Origin of the sequence: Flavobacterium sp. (assembly GCF_027533505.1) — a bacterium.
Classification (GTDB): Bacteria; Bacteroidota; Bacteroidia; order Flavobacteriales; family Flavobacteriaceae; genus Flavobacterium.
The window spans coordinates 66,325-87,407 of the sequence record NZ_JAPZUB010000041.1 but is presented as its reverse complement, the minus strand read 5'-3'; the positions used below and the strand labels follow the sequence as shown (position 1 = coordinate 87,407).

Genomic DNA, 21,083 nt, shown 5'->3' with positions numbered 1-21,083 from the left:
AAATATTCAATTTTGAGCCAATGACGGGATTTGAACCCGTGACCTCTTCCTTACCAAGGAAGCACTCTACCCCTGAGCTACACCGGCGGTAAAGTTTTCTGTTTCAGGTTTGAAGTTTCAGGTTTAAAACCACTTGAAACTTGAAACTAGTAAACTTTCAATTGTGGGGAGAGCAGGATTCGAACCTGCGAAGGTGAAAACCAGCAGATTTACAGTCTGCCCTCGTTGGCCGCTTGAGTATCTCCCCTAGCCATGTTTCGGTACTACCAAAACAATACATTCACTATTTCAAAGAGCCGATGGAGGGACTCGAACCCACGACCTGCTGATTACAAATCAGCTGCTCTAGCCAGCTGAGCTACACCGGCAATATGCAATAAAAAAGTCCGCTATTTCTAACGGACTGCAAATGTAGGCAATTTATTTTTCTATCAAAATATTTTTTTGAAAAAAATTTAATCAAATATGGGAACGTATTTTCTCCTTGCGTTTTACCAACAAACGCTCTAAAGATTCAGCAGCCAACTCGACCGCTTCCTCAAATGTTTTGCATTGTTTTTTGACCAAAAAATCATCGCCGGGAACGTGAATTTTAACCTCCACGATCTTATTCTCCTTTTCACTCGTATTGTCAACCTTCAAAAAAACATCCGAACTTACTATTTTATCAAAATACTTTTCCAATTTATCCAAACGAACCTGAATGAAATCAACCAACTTTCGATCTACTGAAAAATTTACAGCATTAACATTTACCTTCATACTTCAAAATTTTAAATTAAACGTTGCGCTATTTTCGATTCCGTGGATGAGCCGCTCGATGAACGTGCTGCAACTCCGCCAAACTGCTGTGCGTATACACTTGTGTCGACGCCAAACTGGAATGCCCCAACAGCTCTTTTACTGAATTTATGTCTGCTCCCTGATTCAGCAAATGCGTCGCAAAGGTATGCCGAAGCACATGCGGACTCTTTTTTACCTTCTCGGAAACATTACTAAAGTACGAATTTATCAACCGATACACAAACGATTCGCTTAATTTAACGCCTTTTAACATCAAAAAAAAGTAGTCTGTATCAATAAGGTTTTCTATTCCAGCGCGTTCCTTTAAATACACCTCCATTTGTTGCACCACCACAGGCAACAAGGGTACCATCCGTTCTTTATTACGCTTGCCCAACACCTTCAACATTCCGCCTTCAAGATCCACTTGATGCATGCGCAACCCGATCAACTCCGCCCGACGAATTCCTGTAGTATAAAACAAATCAATAATTAACTTATCTCGAACCCCCTCAAACCCTTTCGGAAATTCAAGTGTATTCAATACGTTATCCAACTCCACTTCCGAAAAAGGAACTTGCACTTTCTTGGGCGTTTTAAGCGCCTTATGTTGCGCCAAAGGACTACTTTGCAACACCCCCAACTTCAATAAAAATTTATAAAACGCTTTTAAAGAAGAGACTTTACGGTTTACCGAAGTCGTACTCATCCCGTCATCGACCATCGAAACTATCCAACTCCGAATCATCGGATAATGCGCCGCCTCCATGGCCTCAAGCTCATAAACCGATTTTAAAAACTGCTGAAAAAAAAGCAAATCATTGTGGTACGCCAAAACCGTATGCGGAGAATACTTTTTCTCCAACGCCAAATACTCCTGAAATGCTTGCAAATAAGTCATAAAAAAACTGCTGTAACAAAGTTATGAAAACTTCCTTACAGCAGTTGTATTTTGATGAGAAACGAAGTACTATCCTTCCATCGCATCACGCAAACCTTGGATATACTGTGCTTTCTGGATTTGTGCACGACGCACTACAGAAGGCTTCGTAAACGCTTGACGCGCGCGTAACTGACGAACCGTTCCAGTTTTATCAAATTTTCTCTTGTAGCGCTTTAAAGCTCTATCAATGTTTTCTCCGTCTTTAATAGGTATAATTAACATAAGCAGGACACCTCCCTTCATTTAGTGGGCGCAAAAATAATCATTATTTTGAATTATAAATTATAAATTTCAAATTATTTTGGGCGTGCCCCCGAAATAATGGCACAACTCCTATCCAGTCCGCGTCGGGGTCGGGTCGTCCGCTGCAAGTCCGTTGCTCCGCAGCCGGGCTTTCCACTTCCACCCCTCACGCATTCCCTGCACCTATCCAAATTATTTTACCGCCGGTTGATAGTCTTTTTGATCGATAATCATCTTTGATAAAATCTCGCGTAATATCTCGGATGTTCCCCCACCAATCGGACCCAAACGGCTGTCCCGCAACAAACGAGCCAACGGATATTCTTCCATATAGCCATAACCACCCAACATTTGTAAACAACTGTAAATGGTTTCATCGGCTACCTTCGTCGACTTCAATTTGGCCATCGTCGCTTCTTTGACCACATACTCCCCTTGATTCAACCGCGCCGTAGCCGCATAATTGAAAATCTTACAATGTTCCACATCGGTAGCATGATTAACCAAGGTATGACGTAAGGCTTGAAATTTATTTATCGTGGTGCCAAAAGCTTCCCGTTTGGACATATAATCAATGGTATAATCCAAAGCATATTCCGCTCGCGCATGGGCATTTATTGCCATAATCAAACGCTCCAACGCAAAATGCTGCATGATGTAAGGAAAACCTTTGCCTTCCTCACCCATCAAATTCTCAGCGGGGATTTCAACATTATCAAAAGCAATCTCAGCCGTGTCTGAAGCACGCCATCCCAATTTATCCAATTTGGTTGCCGAAACACCGGGAGTAGTTGTATCCATTAAGAAAATACTGATTCCTTTGTTGCCTTTCTCGGGACTCGTTTTGGCCGCTACCACATAATAATCGGCATACACTCCATTCGTAATGAAGGTTTTGGAGCCGTTTATAATATACTTATCCCCTTGTTTAACGGCTGTAGTTTTCATGCCCGCTACATCACTTCCTCCAAAGGGCTCTGTAATACATAACGCTCCAATTTTTTCACCCGCTATACTTGGGGCCAAATAGTCTTGTTTAATGCGCTCACTTCCCTCGGCATTCAAATGGGTCATCGCCAAATACGCATGCGCCCACATCGCTGCCGCAAATCCCGAAGAATGTATTTTTTGCAATTCTTCCAAAAAAACGACCGTGTAGAACAAATCCAAATTCATCCCTCCATACGCCTCAGGATAAGACAAGCCGAAAAATCCCATTTCGCCGAACTTTTTCCAAATAAACCGTTCAATGGTTCCCGTCTTTTCCCATTTCTCAATATGTGGCACTACTTCTTTGTGCAAAAAATCCTTAAAACTCGCACGAAACAATTCGTGTTCTTCGGTAAAGTAAATTGAACTCATAGAGGTCTTTTTTTTGTCTTTTTTTTAGAATTCCAAATATAAGGCAATAATTTTTATTTTTTCCACACTTATCCCCTTTACATTTGTTAAATCCTCAAAACGAATGGGACCATTCATACTGCGGTAAGCTACAATATTACGCGAAACAGGATACCTAAAATACGGAAATGCACCTAACTCCTTGATTGTCGCATCGTTAATTTTAATTTTCTCCAAAACAGGAGGCTGAACTACCGCAAAATGCTCAAGTAAAGTTTCATAGACTTCTTCCTTTAAACCATACACTTCTTGCAATTGCGACATGGCTACAAAAGCACCCAAAGCTACTCGATACTTTAAAATTCGTTCTGACAAAACAGGTCCAATGCCACGTACAAGAATCAAATCTTCAGCCGTGGCCGCATTTATGTCTTTTTTTACGATCTTTTTTTGGACCGCTTCCGCCAACATAAAACGCTGTGTCTTTGACTTTTTAAAAGAATTAACCCAAGCTGGAAACTTAAAATAAGGCGCCATTTTTTTAAGAATAGTATCGGGAACTTGAGTGACTTCTTGAAACTCTCGAGTCGAGTTGACAAATTTTCCTTGAGCCCGAAAGGCTTGTAAACGCTGGTACGATGCAACACTCATGCCCCACCGAAAGGCTTTGTATTCGGTGATAAAATTGGGATTGAAAGGCTTAATCGGGTAAGGTTTATAGGTATGAACCAAACGTTCACTTGCAGTATCTTGCAGCCAAACGCGAGCCTCTTTAGGAAGGGGTTCAGGAACATACCATAGCGGTTGATACCAAAGGATGGCTTGCAAAACTACGATAAGACTGATAAGTGTAAATAATCCGAGGCGTTGACTTTTCGTAAAATGTAGGTATGGGCGTATAAAAAATAATTTCATGTCTAATTCAAAGATCGAAAACAGAGGATCGTTTGCCCCGAATCAAGTCTTTTAACCGAATGACAAAAGCCATGGTCAGGTACAACCCAAATCCCAGGCCTGCAGTGACAAACGATATATAAATGAAAAACAAACGAACATTAGAGGCGCGCATTCCCAACTTATCGGCCAACCGCGAGCAAACGTAAAATCCGTGTCGTTCAAAAAAATGACGTAATTCAGTAATCATATCCCTCAATTTTCAGGGTTTAAAGTTACAACTTTCTTTTTAACAACTCCACGCCAATGGCGCAATTCAAGCATTGCTTCCGATCACAATACTGCTGCTTCAATTGCAAAATGGCTTGCGATTGTAGGGCATCTTGTGCTGAAATTCCCCAAAGCTTAAATTTTTGAACAATACCATTCTGCTCAGGAGGAATCAAGTGGAGCAAACCCATTTGCGCTTCAGCATCGGGGCGCCCCAAAAATTGGGCATAAGCAAAACGAATGGGCACAAGCGCATTGATTATCAAAAGTTGTATAAACGCCTCCGACACCCGCTTACTGCGTTTTCGCGAAGATTTATCCAATTGATAATGGGTTTCCCAATACGGACTCGTGGAAACCCCAAATAGCGTATAAAAATCAGGAATCGATTGCGCTTCCCAAACGGATTGAAAAAGCTGCTTGCGTTGGTGGTATAGCATAGCCAATTGGGCCAATCGAATGGTAGGAAAATTATCAGGTCGTAATTTGAAAAAACGAACTGTAATTTCGGGAGGTTGGAGATGGTATTTTACTTTTAAATAATCATACCAAGACTGCAATTCCACAGTATAGGTGTCTAAAGGATGTTCGGGAATCAACCCTGCCTGTCCCAACAAAAGGGCCTCCACCAAATGCACCTCCAAAATTTCCTTTCGGAAAATGGAAAAAGAAATCGATTGTGCCAAGGCAGCAAAGGCATCCCCGTTGGAATTAAGTCCGAAGTTTTTGGCTAAAACTATAAATAAAACCGCCTCCCAATCGTTTTGATACACCGCCAGTAAATCAAGAATAATTGCTGCTTTATGTTCAAGCCGCTCGATGTATAACTTTTCAAGCCAAAAAGCAATCAGTTGCTGTGGAAGTTGGGGTAAAGAATGAGCACAATACAACCCTTCTTTTCGGGCCATTAATTTTTCGTAATTACGGATTAAATCAGGAGCAACAATTCCTTTTAATTCCAAAACCGGAAGTTCACTATTGTCCTTGCGAAATACAGGACAATCATGTTCCCACACCACATGCAATATGACATTATCATAGCGAGAATCGCGTTCGTGATGATGGGCATACCAATCGGATGAGCGGAGGTGAATTTCTACATTTCCGACCCACTTTTGGGTTCCAATTTGGAGATGCGCATTAAAAAAATCTGGCCCTTCCAATTGAAGGTAATCACCACATCGAAGGAGAACAATAGGTTCGCCGACAGTGGTTTGTAATCGGGTGACGTCAAAACAGGTAAAACGCCACACATAGTGAAGAAAATCTTCTTTCATAAGGCATATACAATTCGGTTTGGTGGAGATGATACGAAGATAAAAAAAATTCAATACAGGGACTAATTTTTATCTTTGTAAAAATAAAATTTATGAAAAAATGGATGCTTATCGGACTTCTTGCCGTGCAATGTATTTCCGCTCAAACGTTTCGTATTACCTACCAAAAATCATCCAACGGAACCATTATCCCCAATCAAGATCCTGTAATCGTTTTGGCAGCACCGCATATGACCTTAATCAGTTCGGCGCAAATGTTACAACAAAAAGCCAGCTACCCCAGAGAAGAAACTTTTGTTGACCGCAAACGAAATACGCTGGTTCAAAAAGCACAATTGAATGCGCAACGTTTTATCGTTAGTCTTGACAGTATTAGTCTTGAAAAACAACAATTCGAATTAACATCCGAAACCAAAACCATCCTTGGCTATGAATGTAAAAAGGCCGTAACCAGCATCAACTCCAATACATTAGAACTTTGGTACACCGATGCGTTGGGTGTTAAAGGCGCACCAACAGTATTGGGTCAAAACTTAGGAATGGTTCTTGAAATTGTACGCAACGGCAATTTTGTGACTACGGCGATATCTATTGAAAAGGAAAAACAAAAAAATGCTATTGTGCTTCCCGATACTAAAAATGGAGTCGATCTACTTTCCTATCGGGATCTTGTTTGGAAAAGCCGTTTTATTACCCTGCCCATTTTTGAGAAAGAAACAATACACTTCTCCGACCAAGCTCAATCGAATGATAGTATCTTTCGATTTGCCAATGGTACGATTGCTGTACGAAAAATAAAGTTCCCCATAATTCCCCCGGGCAGTAAAGTTTTTATTGATTTAATCGAACAATCCAACGGCGATGCTTATGATCGCACAGGTTCAGTCTTTTTAATTCCAACAGACAAGGCCAATACCTTCTGGAACGGTCTGACTCAAGGAGCCAACTCATTACCCCTTTACGAAAATGGCAACGGTAAGAAATACCAGGGTGTTGTTGCTACAAATTCCTACATTCCTTTGTTGGAGTTAATGCGATTCTTTACTCCTTTTGGGATTTCACATTTCAATCATATTAGCCTCAAAGACAAGACTTGGCAAACGCAAGTGCCCTATCGCCAAGATATAAGTGAACTCACATCGTCATTTTCGGGTAAAGAAGTTTACCTTGGTGCTTTTATCGGAAATTACGACAAAGGCGGACATCGCATTTCGATGAATATTACCCTTCATCCTGAAGCGCAAAGTAGTGCAGCGTCTCCTTTGGTCGTGCCGCTTTTCAATACAGTGAATGTGATGGAGATGGCCGGACAAGAATACGGGACGATGTTTAACCATGAAAAAGGACTTGAAGTTACCTTTACGCTGACACAGGACCTTCGCGGGGCGCGTTTACGTTACCTCACCACAGGACATGGCGGTTGGGAAAACGGAGACGAATTTGTTCCCAAGAAAAACACTATTCTATTGGACGGCAAAGAAGTTATTAGCATCGTACCTTGGCGAGAAGATTGTGGGTCATACCGTTTGTTTAATCCTGCTTCAGGGAACTTCCCCAATGGATTATCTTCTTCCGACTACAGTCGATCCAATTGGTGTCCCGGTATGGTTACCTATCCCTATTATATCGATTTGGGCGATTTGAAAGCGGGTACTCATACGCTTCAAGTTAAAATCCCGCAAGGCGCCCCAGAAGGAAGCAGTTTTAGTGCTTGGAATGTTTCGGGCGTGCTATTAGGTTATTAAAAAAGGGCTGTCGATTTGGACAGCCCTTTGTTTTTATTTGATCGAACCTATAATATCGTATTTGGTGATAATATGGTATTTTTGATTCCCAAGAACGACCAAAACAGCTTGGTTATCTTTGGTAAACAATTTGGACACCTCTTCAATAGGAGTCGTTGCTTTTACGATTGGATAAGGCTGCCCCATCACTTCACGAACCGGTTTTTGTGCCACCTCTTTATCGGCAACATAGCTTCGGAACAAATCGGTTTCATCCACCGACCCTACAAATCCGTGAATATCTACAACAGGAATTTGTGAAATTTTGTATTTCCGCATGCGATCAATGGCGTGAGATACCAATTCTTCAGTGCGAACAGTAACCAAGGGTTTGTCTAAATGGTCTTTAATTACATCTTCGGCTTTGGTTACTTCTTCTTCCAAGAAACCGCGCTCCCGCATCCAATCGTCATTAAACATTTTACCGACATACCGACTGCCAGAATCATGGAATAATACGACCACAACATCCTCAGGTTTGAAATGCTCTTTCAATTGGTGTAATCCTTTGATACAAGAACCGGCTGAATTCCCCACAAAGATTCCTTCTTCCAAAGCAATTTTTCGGGTGTACACGGCAGCATCTTTATCGGTTACTTTGGTAAAACCGTCAATCAAACTAAAATCAACGTTCTTGGGTAAAATATCTTCTCCAATTCCTTCTGTGATGTAGGGATAAATTTCGTTTTCATCAAAAATTCCAGTTTCGTGGTATTTTTTAAACACTGACCCATACGTATCAATGCCCCAAACTTTGACATTAGGATTTTGTTCTTTCAAATATTTAGCTACCCCAGAGATGGTTCCCCCGGTTCCAACACCAACCACAAAATGGGTCACTTTTCCTTCGGTTTGGGCCCAAATTTCGGGACCGGTTTGCTCGTAATGCGCTTGGGCATTGCTCGGATTATCGTATTGATTCACATACCATGCATTGGGTGTTTCTTCTGCTAAACGACGGGAAACAGAGTAATACGAACGAGGATCATCGGGTTCGACATCGGTGGGACAAACGACTACTTTGGCACCAACAGCCCGAAGTATATCCATTTTTTCTTTTGATTGTTTGTCCGTGATGACACAAATGAGCTTGTACCCCTTAACGATAGCTGCCAAAGCAAGGCCCATACCTGTGTTACCTGAAGTTCCTTCAATAATGGTGCCGCCTGGTTTCAATCGGCCATCAGCTTCTGCATCCTCAACCATTTTGAGTGCCATTCGGTCTTTCACGGAATTACCAGGATTGAAAGTTTCTACTTTGGCCAAAACCAAGGCATCAATTCCTTCCACTACCTTATTCAATTTAACCAAAGGGGTATTTCCGATGGTTCCCAATATATTTTCAGAATAATTCATTATTATGGAAAATTTAGGGCACAAAGATACTTTTTTTACCCTAAATACGGTATTGAATTGCCGGTATGATTTTTTTTCCTATTTCTTTTTGGTTGAAAACAAAAAAACGACGCGTGTTTACAATGGGTTGGAAGTTTGGTTACTGGAAAAAGTTCCAAACCAACCCAAATCGGATAATAAAATCGCGATAGGGCATGCTGGGCGACGCATAAAAGTTATTATTACGGAGAAGACCGTTAACATGTTCGGCAATCAAGAAAATACGCGTTTGTCGTACGCGAGCATTGAAAAAAACATCAACTACGGGAAAATCCCCTACTTGCTTTTGCGTTTGCACAAAAAACTCTCCAAGCACGGGATTGTAATCGTCGGCAAAATAGGAAGTAAAATAATTGACGGTGGCCCCGGTTTGGATAAACATGGCTTTTTTGAACCAATGGTCTTGGTAATAGAGACTTCCTCGTGCCGTAAGTTCAGGAAGGTTAAGGATGGCTTGGCTTTGCGTTACATTTTGATACAAAACGGTGGCCTCGAGTCCGAAACGTTTATAACGAAACTCGCGCGCTACTTTTACCGCAAGATAATTGATACTCCCCGAAAATTGTTGTGGAGTAATTAATTGTTGATTGGTCACATTTTGAACATCGGTAAAATATAATTTATCGGTGCTATTTGACCATTGCATTGATGCATTGAGCCAAGGTGTTTGCGCTTCGAATTGGAATGCATTGTACTTTTCGTTTCTAAAATTATTCGCCCAATTATATGCAACGTAACTACTTTGATGCAATAAGAAGTTGTTGTTGGGCAATTTACTTTGATTCGTGTATTGAAAGTTGACATGCGTACGCTCGTTAAACGTGTACCTTGCTTTCACTTCGGCATAGCGTACCGTTTCCGTTCCGAGCGCATTGGCTAAAGTAGCGGCTCCACGCCAATTTCCTTTACGGTATTCGTAAACTCCTCCAAGGGTAGCGACATTTACATCCCGCTTGCGTGGAATAACAAGAGTATTTACGGTACGTTCCGATTGAAAACCAAAACGGTTGAAGAAATGTTCGATGTAAAAGCGAACCGTTCCCAAGGTTTTATTTTCATAAGCGACCCCAGCGCGATTATAGAATTTATCGTAATTCGTATGATCATTGATATTGGCATTGACAACCGCATCCCCAAAACGGTTAAATGTTTCCGATTCAACGGTAGTGGCTAATGTTCGTTGATTAAATTCAAAAAACTTATGCTCATAATTGAATTGATGAAACACAGCGAGGTTGTTTTGACTATCCTTGGGATTGACTCGAAAAGCGTGATCAAAGAAGAAGCGTTTACTCTTTAAAACCGATTGGGCATCGGTAAGCATGACTTGCAATCGGGCTCGATTGTTAAAGATAGCTTCGCCGCTTTCAAATTCGGTTGGATTGGCCAAGCCACCATTTTCTCCATTCAAAAAATCCTGCCCTGTATAGTGAAAATTAATCGCATAGCGCCCTGAGGGCGTTCTGTAGGAGGAGGTCAGCCTAAAATTACCCGTACTGGCCAGTTGATTGGTGTAGCGCCCTAATGACCGTAACCCTTTGAAGGCAATTGAAATGTTGAAATTTTTAGAGGTATTCAAGGCCACCAAGGCGTCAACATTTTGACCTTGTTCCATCACCGTTTTAAAATAAATATCGGAATAAGGGGTAGGTACGTGGTAATACCGAATATCTTCGGCTTCTAAAAAAGCATAATGCTTGGCTTGATAGCCCATAGCGGGAAAAACAGAGGATTTAACCTGAGTATAATCCAACAAATTAAACACCTGACCTTCATTAGGGTACTGCAAATGTCCAAAACGATCCTTTCGCAAGTAGTTGTATTGATAATACCGTTGCAGCGTCAAAGAGGTATCGGCGATTACCGTATCTTTTTCAACCGTGTAAATTTTGTACCACGCAATAGGGGCTTTTCGTGCGGCTTCTTTGGCTTTATCTTCGGCGGTTTTAATCATACTCTTGGGAGGCTTATCCTCTATTTGTTGGGAAAAAGCACCATAAGTCATGCACATAAAAGCAACCAAAAAAAACAATCGCATAATTAAGGGATTCAAAGAGGCAACAAAAATAGAGAATGTTTGGACGTTTACATGAAAAACGATAAAAAAACGCCCTCAAAAGGAAGGCGTTCTTTTCTATTTTATTTCGTTGGGATTAATTTTTGGTAAACTTACGCACAAAAGTTGTCCCTTGTGAAGCGATTTTTACCATATAGACTCCACTTTGCAAACGGGATACATCCAACGTGTTGTTGGAAACCCCTTGCGCACTTAACACCATTTTACCTGTGATATCAAAAATAGACACTTCATCCAAATTGAATCCTTTGGGGTTATTAAAATGAATCTCATTTTGTGCTGGATTTGGATACACAAAGAACGTGTTGTCAGCGTCAAAGCTATTATTTGACAAAGTTAATCCTTGAGAACCAGAGGCAATTAATGAATATTCTTGTAACCCATTGGTTAAAGTTCCTTTATGGTTAATTTGTATAGTATAAACACCTGGCGTAGCATTGAATATTTCAACACGTTCTATATTATCTACATTATTATCAGAGTTATTTGAAGCTGGTGCAAAAACATCCGTAGGGTCTAATCTCCATGGATAGTAGATTATACCATCTTTAATGACTTTGATGTCAAGGTTATTTACCAATCGAGGAGTTCTCACATCGGCAGTTGTACCACTATTAACTAAACCTGCTGGATCAGTCCACGCTAAAGTTACATTTAAATCTTGAGTTTGAGAAATTGTAAATGTTGTTGTATAGGTTTGATTATTATTCAAAACCCGCTCATCTAATATTGAACTAGAATTACGATTACTTATTATTTGTGCGGCTGTAAATCCATCTGCTAATCCCCAACCAAACTCATAATCGGGTCCGGTATTTAAACCAGCTTCACGAGCTGAATGACAAATTAATCCCCGAACTGTAGAAGCTAGCATATAGGTGCTCGGATTCAACTGGGTATAATGGTGTTGCAATAAGGTAATTAAACCACTAATTGCTGGAGCAGACATGGAAGTACCAGACATTGTTGTGTATGAAGCATCGCCCCCAGAATTACATGAATTTACTTCGAAACCCATTGCAGCAATATCGGGTTTGATGCGGCCATCATCCGGTGGCCCAAAGTTGGAGAAATTTGTTATTTCAACACTCTCTGGTCCAGAATAACTAGTTTGTTGTTTTACTGCTGCAACCGTTAAGTTGTTCTTAGAACACGACATCCCCGTCAACAAATCGTAGCCTTGTTTTTGCTGTACTTGCGCTAAAGTGGTTGAAGACCTATCATTTCCTGCTGATTTAACAACAATATAGTAAGGATAATTGTAGATGAGTTCGTCAACATTGGCCGCTTGAGAATTATATTGACCAAAGAAATATGTGGGTAAATTACCTGCAATTAATCCGTAGGAATGATTGGAAACTAGATTTCCATCACCTGCAAAAGCATTCATTTCACTGATATCAGAGTTGAACTCGTAACTTTTGGCATTGGCTTGATAGGCAAAGCCTTTGCGCGAAGCACTCACACCGGCTGCGAGAATAGTACCCGTAACGTGTGTAGCATGTGCACTGAGAACATTAGCATTGTCGCCACTTGTAACCCTTCCACCAAATTCCTGGTGGGTAAAACGTACTTTTTCGCCGTCCCAAACCCCAACAGTTAATCCTTGACCAGTTGCGTTTATACCTAATGTTCCACCCGGGTACATGGTTTGGGCGCGTAAAGTTTGCACAGAGGCCTCATTGGAATCAATCCCATAATAAATCGGTTTTCCGTCTAAAATAAATTGAATATTATCGGGATTGGGTGTATTGGGATTTTGAAGCAAATAGGCTTGAACTTCTTGCTTATTTTTGGCTTCAAAACCAGCTAACTTTTGTGTTAATTCCGCCGTATTCCGTGTAGATTTTTGTAAAATTATTTGGCGTTCTTTGGTAGTCTGTGCTACTGCCAAAGAGGAGGTTAACAAAATGAGTAAAAATGATTTCATAGAATATTTTTTTCAAATATAAAAAAACTGTCTCAAAATCGACGTTAATAAAAACAAAAAAAGGCCGAAATAAATCGGCCTTTTCTATTATTTAAAATTACTTGATTAATATCCAGGATTCTGTTGAATACCACCGTTACCATTAATTTCACTTTGTGGGATTGGCATTGTCAACTTATAACTATTTAAGGGCAAATTATTTGGATTCGCTCCAGGCAAACTTAACCCATCATAATCCATTGGATCTCTGTCTAAAAGTGTTACTCCTGCCAATGAAGCAAGACGTCTTAAATCAACATAACGATACCCTTCAAATGCAAATTCAATTCTCCGTTCATCCAAAACACCTTTCCAAGCATCCTGAGCAGTATTGTAAACTGGTGTTGGTACAGTAATATTATTTCGAACAGCGCGGATAGCCTGTACAGCATTTGCAGCACCAACAAAATCTCCAGCTGCAGCACGGGCTTCAGCTTTGATCAAATACATTTCTGAGATCCGCATTACTTTAATGCTGTTGTTATTACCATTTTGAGTAGTTACAGCCCAAGTTGTATTACCTGACTCATTACCACCATGTTTGTGAAGTACTAATCGGTCGGAATTTAAAAAGTCTGCATTATTTTGATAATTATTATCAATAGTTGAGGTATGCGAAACTACAGTATGTAAACGTACATCAGGCTGAGATGACAACTGAGCACCAGTAAGAGTAGTAGAACCAGTGGTATTTAATTTGTTGAATAATGCTCTGCTGACTTCATACCAAGGAGCTCCTGAGGCATTTGGTCGAAGAGAACCAAAACCATTATGAACATTTGTAGCTTGATTGTTCTGAATTGGAGTTCTTCTATTTCTGAAGATTACTTCTGTATTTGCTGCTTCATTTTCAGACCAAAATACTCTTTTGTATTCTAATCTAGGTGCTAGAACAATACCAGAGGTATTTATTACATCATCAGCCCAAATTTCTGCATTGACATAATCACCTTTGTATGAATAAGCCCTTGCCTTCAATCCTTTTGCAAAAGCAATTCCAACATAATTAGTTCTGTCAGTAGCACTAGGGAGAACTGATGAACTTAAAGAAGAATACAATGTAATCGCGGCATCTAAATCTGAATGAATTAAAGAATAAAAAGCACCATTAGTAGATCTAACAGGAGTTTCGCTAGTTAGTATAACTCTGTCAGATAAAATACCTGCTAAAGCATTATCATCTTTCATATTAGTTGAGAAATAGGAAAGTACTTTCAAATGTGCAAAAGCACGTAACATTAGCGCTTCAGCTTTTACTCGCTTTATACGTTCTTGGGTAGTTGTATCAGGAGTATTTGCTAAAATCTCGTCTGCTTTTGCTAAAATACGATTAATACGTGCTAAAGCAAAATAGTTAGACTGCCAAATGGATGAGGGTCCAGTTGATGAAGGAAACATAAAGAAAACATATTCTGAATTTACTCCTTGACCTCCATTAGCAAAACCTTTACTTGCTTCATCGGTAAAAATTGCATTAAAAACAATTTCTTCACGTGTAAATAAATTAGCATAGGAGGAGTTTAGTAATTTATTTAAGTCATCAAAATTTTGCAAAGCAATCTCCTCAGTTTGAGAACCTGGTGCATAGATGTCTGTCAAATCTTCGTCACAAGAGACTAGAGACATTGATGCAAGGATTAATAAATAAAAAGATAATTTTTTCATAGATTTTTTTTTTAGAATTTAAGATCTAATGTAATGGTGTAAATTCTTGGTGTTGGATAGTTATTGAAATCAAAATCCCTATCACTCTCAGGATCAAAACCTTTCCAATTAGTAATATTGAATAAGTTCTCACCTTGGGCCATAATTGAAGCATCCTTAATAAAAGTCTTTTCTATTAATTTTTTTGGAATACGGTACCCAATTTGTAAGTTACGTAGACGAACATAAGATGCATCACGTAAAAAACGATCTGAAAAATCATCAGCACCTAAATTAGAAGCATTTAAAGCTGGTACATTTGTATTTGTATTTGTTGGTGTCCATGCGTTTAATAACTCTGGGGAAACATTGAATTGTGAAATACTTCCTGGATCCAATAGACTTTCGTAATCATAATCAAATCTCCAAACATCAAATGCATATGTAAATGTAGCTGAAGTAAAGAAACCCTTGTAGTCGAAATCAAAACCAAAACTTCCTTGGTATAAGGGTAGTCTATTCTTGTTTGTAGCTCTTTGATCAGCATTTTGTAATGGATCTTCTGTGATGTTGTTACTAGCATCTAAAAATAACAATTCACCATTTGTCTGATTAACACCTACATAAGGATATAGGAAATATTGGTCTATGGGCCCACCATTTTGATTTATAGTTACTCCATCAGGATTAACTAAACGTCCATTATTTTGTTTAATTCCATCGATTGTGTTATCATTATAACTTCCAACAATACGAGCAGTCAAGGTCATGTCTTGCTTTCTAAAAATGTCATAAGCTAAATTTAATTCAACCCCTTTATTGACAACGAAAGCATCTGAATTTCGTAATAGCGAAGTAGTTCCTGAAGAATTAGTAACTGCCTGAGTTAAGTATAAATCAAACGTTTTTCTATTATAATAATCAAAAGTACCACGTAATCGTTTTTTGAACATTTCAAAGTCAACACCTATATTATATTGGCGTGTAGTTTCCCATCGCAAATCATCGTAACCAAAGTTAATTCCATAACCAATTTGACCATTATAAACATTATTCACATTGCTATAAATATCTCTATTACGTGGAGGATTTAAACCAGCAAAAACAGAACCATCAATAATACGCTGGTTCCCAACTGTACCGACAGAGCCACGTAATTTCAACATATCTATAAAATTCTTTGCGCCTTTCATAAATGGTTCTGCATCAATATTCCATCGAGCTCCAGCGGACCAAAACACTTCTGTAGTATTTTCAAATCGATTGGTGGAATCTTGACGTAATGTACCAACTAACCCATATTTTCCATCATAATCGTAATCAAGAGATCCAAAATACGACATTAATATTGACCGCAATTGTACTGCTGAAACTGAAGGCACATAGAAATCATTTACACCAACATCAGCAATGTAACCCGCACCGGTATTTGGAACAAAAGTACGAGGATCTAGACCACGTTGTGTAAAGTTATTACTATGAAGGTTGGCTTGGTTATATTCTGCACTTGCTACAGCACTAATCGTATGCTTTCCAAAGGTCTTTTCATAATCCAATTGATACAATTGATTAAAAAGAAAGGTTCTAGATTGATTAATGGTTTCAGTTCCATTGAAATTCCCTCCCTGAGTGGAAGGCACACCTTGAGTACTTGAAAACAATAATGCGTTAAAAGAATCAGGGAAAGTAGATTGGGTGAAACGAGTTAACAATACCTCAGCAGATGTCTTACCTCTCAAAGTCAAATTTTTTGACAATTTGTAAGAGTAATCAGTAGCTAAGTTAATTTTTGTCTCATCAGTTAAATTATAAAATTTTTGTAATTTGTCTATTAAAAATAGAGGTGTATAGAGCAAAGTACCATCATTAGCATATAAGGTATACAAATCAAAAGAATTTCCATTATATTCACTTGGGGAAATAAAAGGAGCTGCAGTATAAGCACCTAACACATAGTTTTGATTAACAGCACCCGAACCCAAATTTGTGGCCTCATTATTTTTTGAGAATCCAACAGCAGTACCAATAAAGTATTTAAACTTTTCGTTATTTGACTTTCCTGATAAGTTGTTACGCATTGTAAAGCGCTTTAAGCCAGTTGTTTTTAAAACACCTTCTTGTTCAAAATAGTTAACAGATGTAAAAGCATTTACATTTTTAGCACTATTTTCAATAGCTAAGTTGTGGGAGTATGAAGCTCCTATTCTAAAGAAATAATCCACCCAATCAGTATCTATGTTGTAAGCAGAAATCTCTGCGTCAGTTAGTGTCGAACCGCGTCCTTGTCCAAAATTTTGTTGAATTTTCAACAACTCTCTAGCTGAAGAATAGTCATATCTGGGGGTTTGAAGCTCCGTCAAACCAACAGTAGACGTGTAACGGAAAGATGTTTTACCTTCACCATAAACCCCTCTTCTTGTCTTGATTACAATAACACCGTTTGAACCTCTAGCACCAAATTCTGCAATAGCCGAAGCATCCTTTAAAACATCCATAGAAGCAATATCATTTGGATTAAGTGATCTAAAGTTATCACTATTTGAGGGAAATCCATCAATTACATAGAGTGGATCAGAATTTCCAGTTACAGTACTCAAACCACGAATAATAACTGTAGGCTTCGCACCAGGTTGACCTGACCCTGTTGAAATGTTAACACCTGCAACTTGTCCCTGCAAGGTATTTAAAACATTTGCATTTGGCCTGTTTTCAATTGTTTTAGAATTAACCGTTTGAACAGCAGTTACAGCATTTCTTTTGGCCACAGACCGATACCCTTGAACCACAACCTCATCTAAAACTTTAGATTCTTCTACAAGAGTCACCTTGTAGGTGTTTGCAGTTGTAATTTTAACTTCATTTGTATCATACCCCTGGTACGACACCACAAGAACATCACCTTGTTTGGCTTTGATGGAGAATTTACCATCCATGTCGGTTTGCACCCCGTTTTTGGTACCTTTAATTACAACGTTGGCCATAGGCAATGATACCTTACCATCCGAAACAGTACCCGTTACAGTTTTCTCCTGTGCAAATGAAAACTGCATTGTAAACGCTAGTAAAAGCGTAAAAATCCATTTGAACTTCGATCTCATATTAAATTTATTTGAGTTAGTTATTCAGCAAACTTCTTAATAATTTCTTAAATAAACAAATAATACTTCGGAATATTAGCGTTTACGTTTGTTAAAGTTCAACGGCTTTGGTGTAACTTTGTGATTGCAACCCATTTTACAGATGCAATCGTCATCAAAAAGTTGCGTTAACTTTAAATTAATTTTTATTTAACACGATGTTGGCCAAACGTTTTTCGAACCACATCTTGGAATGTGGAACCGATGAAGCCGGTAGAGGATGCTTGGCTGGACCCGTTACGGCAGCCGCTGTCATTTTACCACGTGATTTTGAGAACGCTCTTTTGAATGATTCAAAAAAACTTTCCGAAAAACAGCGCGCTGCTTTGGCGCCTATCATTGAAAAAGAAGCTCTCTGTTTTCATGTGGTTCATTTAGAACCAATAATTATAGATGATATAAATATCCTGAATGCTTCTATCCAAGCCATGCAGGAAAGCATTCTTCAACTTACACCAGAACCCGAGTTTATTATTGTTGACGGCAACCGATTTAAACCTGTTGGAAAAATTCCTTTTCAAACCATTATAAAAGGGGATGGAAAATATTTAAGTATTGCCGCTGCTTCCATTTTAGCCAAAAACTACAGAGATGCCTATATGGACCGCATTCATGAAGAGTATCCCATGTACCAATGGAATAAAAACAAAGGATACCCAACCCAAGAACATCGTGAAGCTATCCAACAATTTGGGATTACCCCTTACCATCGCAAGAGCTTTCGCCTTTTACCAGACCAGCTCTCACTTGATTTTGATTTCTAACCTACAATTGTAGCTTCAAATAAGTGCGAAAAATAATGCAGCACACGTTGCTCCACCTCGCGTTCATCAACAGCGCGTTGCAATTCAACATGCAATGACGTCACCCCTTTGCCACGAATACCGCAAGGGATAATATGATCAAAATAACCCAAGTCGGTATTTACATTCAAGGCAAAACCATGCATGGTCACCCATCGACTCGCACGTACCCCCATGGCGCAAATTTTTCGCGCAAATGGCGTTCCTACATCGAGCCAAACTCCAGTTTCGCCTGGACTTCGTTCCCCTTTCAAACCATATTCTCCCAAAACAAGGATAATGGTTTCTTCTAAAAGTCGTAAATACTTATGTATATCGGTAAAAAAATTTTCTAAATCCAAAATCGGATAACCAACCAGTTGCCCTGGCCCATGGTATGTGATATCGCCCCCTCGATTAATTTTATAAAAGGTAGCGCCTTTCGATTCGAGTTGTTTTTCATTCAATAATAGATTGGACAAATCACCGCTTTTTCCCAAAGTATACACATGAGGATGCGACACGGTCAAAAAATAATTATCCGTGGACTGTTCAGGGTTTGTCCGTTTTTTTATTTTATCGGCTACAATGTCCGCAAATAGTTTTTCCTGATAATCCCACGTCTGTTTATAGTCGCGTATGCCCAAGTTTTGAAAATGCACTTTTTTATTCATCCCGAAAAAAGTCGTTTTTTAATCCCACAAAGATACAAAGGAGCTAATCAATGGACATGAATTTCAACAGGTTTATTAAATCGATAGGGCAGTTGGTAGTTTTTGAACAATAAATTATCTTTGCCCCCTTAATTTTCCATTTATGCAACTGTCCGAACAAGAGCAAATTCGCAGAGAAAAACTCCATCAATTACGCAACTTAGGTATTAACCCTTATCCTGCCCCTCTTTATCCTGTTGACCACACGTCGAAACAGGTCAAGGAATCCTTTGTAGAAGGCAAAAAAGTAGTTGTGGCGGGACGAATAATGAGTGTTCGTGACCAAGGAAAAGCGGCTTTTGCTGAATTACAAGACAGTGAAGGGCGAATTCAATTGTACTTCAATCGGGACACGCTTTGTCCTGGTGAAGATAAAACATTATACACAACCGTTTTTCGTAAACTTACTGACTTGGGTGATTTTGTAGGGGTGGAAGGTGAGTTATTTTACACGAAAGTTGGAGAAAAATCAATCTTGGTACAGCAATTTACCTTTTTAAGCAAAACACTTCGCCCCTTACCTATGCCCAAGACGGATGATCAGGGAAAAACATACGATGCCTTTACTGACCCTGAACTTCGCTACCGTATGCGGTATGTGGATTTGGTCGTGAATCCGCAGGTGAAAGAGGTTTTTGTGAAACGAACCAAGCTGTTTCAAGCCATGCGAACTTTTTTTAACGATGCTGGTTATTTGGAAGTAGAGACTCCGATTTTGCAATCCATTCCTGGAGGTGCTGCCGCGCGACCGTTTATTACGCACCACAATTCGCTGGACATTCCTTTGTACATGCGTATTGCCAATGAATTGTATTTAAAACGACTGATTGTAGGCGGTTTTGATGGCGTTTATGAATTTTCCAAAAATTTCCGAAATGAAGGGATGGATCGTACCCATAATCCTGAATTTACAGCTATGGAAATTTATGTCGCCTACAAAGATTACCATTGGATGATGGAATTTACGGAAAAATTGCTAGAATACTGCGCATTGCAAGTCAACGGAACAACACAAGCCACCTTTGGAGAACATACGGTCGATTTTAAAGCACCCTATGCACGTGTATCCATGACGGAAGCCATACAAAAGTTTACAGGCTTTGATATTACAGGCAAAACAGAGGAGGAATTGCGTGAAGCTGCGCAATCAATGGGCATCGAAGTCAATGAGACTATGGGGAAAGGGAAACTTATCGATGAAATTTTTGGCGCAAAATGCGAAGGCCACTTTATACAACCCACTTTTATCACCGATTACCCCAAAGAAATGTCGCCCTTGTGTAAATCGCATCGCGACAATCCTGAATTGACCGAACGGTTTGAGTTGATGGTGTGCGGCAAAGAAATCGCCAATGCGTATTCTGAATTAAATGATCCTATCGACCAGCGGGAACGTTTTGAAGCGCAAATGAAATTGGCCGAAAAAGGAGATGATGAAGCTATGTTTATTGATCAAGATTTTTTGCGTGCGCTTGAATTTGGAATGCCTCCCACTTCTGGTTTGGGTATTGGTATGGACCGCTTAATCATGTTCCTTACCAACAATGCCTCAATTCAAGAAGTATTATTTTTTCCGCAAATGCGACCTGAAAAGAAAGCCCTTGAGCTCACTGAGGAAGAAAAAGTAATTCTGCAGCTCCTCAAATCTGAAGACGGTCAACCCTTAGCCCAATTGAAAGAGCAATCCCAGTTAAGTGGAAAAAAATGGGATGCTGCCATGAAAGGATTAAGTAAATTAGGTGTGGTTAAAGTCATCGTTGATGGTGAATCAAAAAGCGTTCATTTGACTTAATTGCTTGAAACCGATGGATAGTACGAAATATATTGTTAT

The 21,083-nt window shown here is 39.4% G+C and carries 16 protein-coding genes and 3 tRNA genes; 3 read left to right on the top strand and 16 right to left on the bottom strand.

Annotated elements, in window-relative coordinates:
* Nucleotides 1–15: 15 nt before the first annotated feature.
* The 10 genes from O9316_RS09635 to O9316_RS09590 form a co-directional block, all read right to left on the bottom strand.
* Nucleotides 16–87 (bottom strand) — tRNA-Thr (locus tag O9316_RS09635).
* Between the two features lie 77 nt (nt 88–164).
* Nucleotides 165–247, bottom strand: a tRNA-Tyr gene (locus O9316_RS09630).
* Nucleotides 248–294: 47 nt separating this feature from the next.
* A tRNA-Thr gene (locus tag O9316_RS09625) sits at nt 295–368 on the bottom strand.
* A gap of 91 nt (nt 369–459) precedes the next feature.
* Nucleotides 460–762: a ribosome-associated translation inhibitor RaiA gene (gene raiA, locus O9316_RS09620; RefSeq protein WP_073364255.1), complete on the bottom strand. Its 303-nt coding sequence runs from the start codon at nt 760–762 to the stop codon at nt 460–462.
* A gap of 28 nt (nt 763–790) precedes the next feature.
* Nucleotides 791–1,684, bottom strand: coding sequence for a tyrosine-type recombinase/integrase (locus O9316_RS09615; protein WP_298203923.1), 894 nt, complete (start codon nt 1,682–1,684; stop codon nt 791–793).
* A gap of 69 nt (nt 1,685–1,753) precedes the next feature.
* Nucleotides 1,754–1,948, bottom strand: coding sequence for a 30S ribosomal protein S21 (gene rpsU, locus O9316_RS09610; protein WP_073364309.1), 195 nt, complete (start codon nt 1,946–1,948; stop codon nt 1,754–1,756).
* A gap of 213 nt (nt 1,949–2,161) precedes the next feature.
* A complete protein-coding gene (locus O9316_RS09605) occupies nt 2,162–3,331 on the bottom strand; it encodes an acyl-CoA dehydrogenase family protein (protein ID WP_298203922.1) in 1,170 nt (389 codons plus the stop codon).
* Nucleotides 3,332–3,355: 24 nt separating this feature from the next.
* Complete coding sequence (locus O9316_RS09600; protein ID WP_298203921.1) at nt 3,356–4,225, bottom strand: helix-hairpin-helix domain-containing protein; 870 nt, start codon at nt 4,223–4,225, stop codon at nt 3,356–3,358.
* Between the two features lie 7 nt (nt 4,226–4,232).
* Nucleotides 4,233–4,454 (bottom strand): PspC domain-containing protein, encoded by a 222-nt coding sequence (locus tag O9316_RS09595; RefSeq protein WP_298203920.1) that lies wholly within the window; start codon nt 4,452–4,454, stop codon nt 4,233–4,235.
* Between the two features lie 25 nt (nt 4,455–4,479).
* A complete protein-coding gene (locus O9316_RS09590) occupies nt 4,480–5,751 on the bottom strand; it encodes a DUF2851 family protein (protein ID WP_298203919.1) in 1,272 nt (423 codons plus the stop codon).
* Between the two features lie 92 nt (nt 5,752–5,843).
* Between O9316_RS09590 and O9316_RS09585 the strand changes: the two genes are divergently transcribed.
* Nucleotides 5,844–7,496 (top strand): GLPGLI family protein, encoded by a 1,653-nt coding sequence (locus O9316_RS09585; protein WP_298203918.1) that lies wholly within the window; start codon nt 5,844–5,846, stop codon nt 7,494–7,496.
* A 33-nt stretch (nt 7,497–7,529) separates the two neighbouring features.
* Here the strand turns inward: O9316_RS09585 and O9316_RS09580 are convergent, their stop codons facing one another.
* The 5 genes from O9316_RS09580 to O9316_RS09560 all read right to left on the bottom strand — a co-directional run bounded on the left by O9316_RS09580 (nt 7,530) and on the right by O9316_RS09560 (nt 17,718).
* Nucleotides 7,530–8,891, bottom strand: a complete 1,362-nt coding sequence (locus tag O9316_RS09580) for a pyridoxal-phosphate dependent enzyme (protein WP_298203917.1) — start codon at nt 8,889–8,891, stop codon at nt 7,530–7,532.
* A 139-nt stretch (nt 8,892–9,030) separates the two neighbouring features.
* Nucleotides 9,031–10,968 (bottom strand): putative porin, encoded by a 1,938-nt coding sequence (locus O9316_RS09575; protein ID WP_298203916.1) that lies wholly within the window; start codon nt 10,966–10,968, stop codon nt 9,031–9,033.
* Between the two features lie 115 nt (nt 10,969–11,083).
* Nucleotides 11,084–12,937 carry a S8 family serine peptidase gene (locus O9316_RS09570; RefSeq protein ID WP_298203915.1) on the bottom strand — a complete coding sequence of 618 codons (1,854 nt, stop codon included), beginning with the start codon at nt 12,935–12,937 and terminating at the stop codon, nt 11,084–11,086.
* Nucleotides 12,938–13,042: 105 nt separating this feature from the next.
* A complete protein-coding gene (locus tag O9316_RS09565) occupies nt 13,043–14,641 on the bottom strand; it encodes a RagB/SusD family nutrient uptake outer membrane protein (RefSeq protein WP_298347126.1) in 1,599 nt (532 codons plus the stop codon).
* An 11-nt stretch (nt 14,642–14,652) separates the two neighbouring features.
* Nucleotides 14,653–17,718 carry a SusC/RagA family TonB-linked outer membrane protein gene (locus O9316_RS09560; RefSeq protein WP_298203913.1) on the bottom strand — a complete coding sequence of 1,022 codons (3,066 nt, stop codon included), beginning with the start codon at nt 17,716–17,718 and terminating at the stop codon, nt 14,653–14,655.
* 197 nt (nt 17,719–17,915) lie between these two features.
* Between O9316_RS09560 and O9316_RS09555 the strand changes: the two genes are divergently transcribed.
* Nucleotides 17,916–18,521, top strand: a complete 606-nt coding sequence (locus O9316_RS09555) for a ribonuclease HII (RefSeq protein WP_298203912.1) — start codon at nt 17,916–17,918, stop codon at nt 18,519–18,521.
* Here O9316_RS09555 and lipB read toward each other — a convergent pair.
* Nucleotides 18,518–19,213: a lipoyl(octanoyl) transferase LipB gene (gene lipB / locus O9316_RS09550; protein WP_298203911.1), complete on the bottom strand. Its 696-nt coding sequence runs from the start codon at nt 19,211–19,213 to the stop codon at nt 18,518–18,520. The two genes, O9316_RS09555 and lipB, sit on opposite strands and share 4 nt — an antisense overlap.
* Nucleotides 19,214–19,355: 142 nt before the next feature.
* Here lipB and lysS point away from each other — a divergent pair, with 142 nt between their 5' ends.
* Nucleotides 19,356–21,044: a lysine--tRNA ligase gene (gene lysS / locus O9316_RS09545; protein WP_298203910.1), complete on the top strand. Its 1,689-nt coding sequence runs from the start codon at nt 19,356–19,358 to the stop codon at nt 21,042–21,044.
* Nucleotides 21,045–21,083 lie beyond the last annotated feature (39 nt).

Coding starts and splice junctions, on each gene's coding strand:
- raiA (WP_073364255.1), bottom strand. CDS start 762: ATGAAGGTAAATGTTAATGCTGTAAATTTTTCAGTAGATCGAAAGTTG.
- O9316_RS09615 (WP_298203923.1), bottom strand. CDS start 1,684: ATGACTTATTTGCAAGCATTTCAGGAGTATTTGGCGTTGGAGAAAAAG.
- rpsU (WP_073364309.1), bottom strand. CDS start 1,948: ATGTTAATTATACCTATTAAAGACGGAGAAAACATTGATAGAGCTTTA.
- O9316_RS09605 (WP_298203922.1), bottom strand. CDS start 3,331: ATGAGTTCAATTTACTTTACCGAAGAACACGAATTGTTTCGTGCGAGT.
- O9316_RS09600 (WP_298203921.1), bottom strand. CDS start 4,225: ATGAAATTATTTTTTATACGCCCATACCTACATTTTACGAAAAGTCAA.
- O9316_RS09595 (WP_298203920.1), bottom strand. CDS start 4,454: ATGATTACTGAATTACGTCATTTTTTTGAACGACACGGATTTTACGTT.
- O9316_RS09590 (WP_298203919.1), bottom strand. CDS start 5,751: ATGAAAGAAGATTTTCTTCACTATGTGTGGCGTTTTACCTGTTTTGAC.
- O9316_RS09585 (WP_298203918.1), top strand. CDS start 5,844: ATGAAAAAATGGATGCTTATCGGACTTCTTGCCGTGCAATGTATTTCC.
- O9316_RS09580 (WP_298203917.1), bottom strand. CDS start 8,891: ATGAATTATTCTGAAAATATATTGGGAACCATCGGAAATACCCCTTTG.
- O9316_RS09575 (WP_298203916.1), bottom strand. CDS start 10,968: ATGCGATTGTTTTTTTTGGTTGCTTTTATGTGCATGACTTATGGTGCT.
- O9316_RS09570 (WP_298203915.1), bottom strand. CDS start 12,937: ATGAAATCATTTTTACTCATTTTGTTAACCTCCTCTTTGGCAGTAGCA.
- O9316_RS09565 (WP_298347126.1), bottom strand. CDS start 14,641: ATGAAAAAATTATCTTTTTATTTATTAATCCTTGCATCAATGTCTCTA.
- O9316_RS09560 (WP_298203913.1), bottom strand. CDS start 17,718: ATGAGATCGAAGTTCAAATGGATTTTTACGCTTTTACTAGCGTTTACA.
- O9316_RS09555 (WP_298203912.1), top strand. CDS start 17,916: ATGTTGGCCAAACGTTTTTCGAACCACATCTTGGAATGTGGAACCGAT.
- lipB (WP_298203911.1), bottom strand. CDS start 19,213: ATGAATAAAAAAGTGCATTTTCAAAACTTGGGCATACGCGACTATAAA.
- lysS (WP_298203910.1), top strand. CDS start 19,356: ATGCAACTGTCCGAACAAGAGCAAATTCGCAGAGAAAAACTCCATCAA.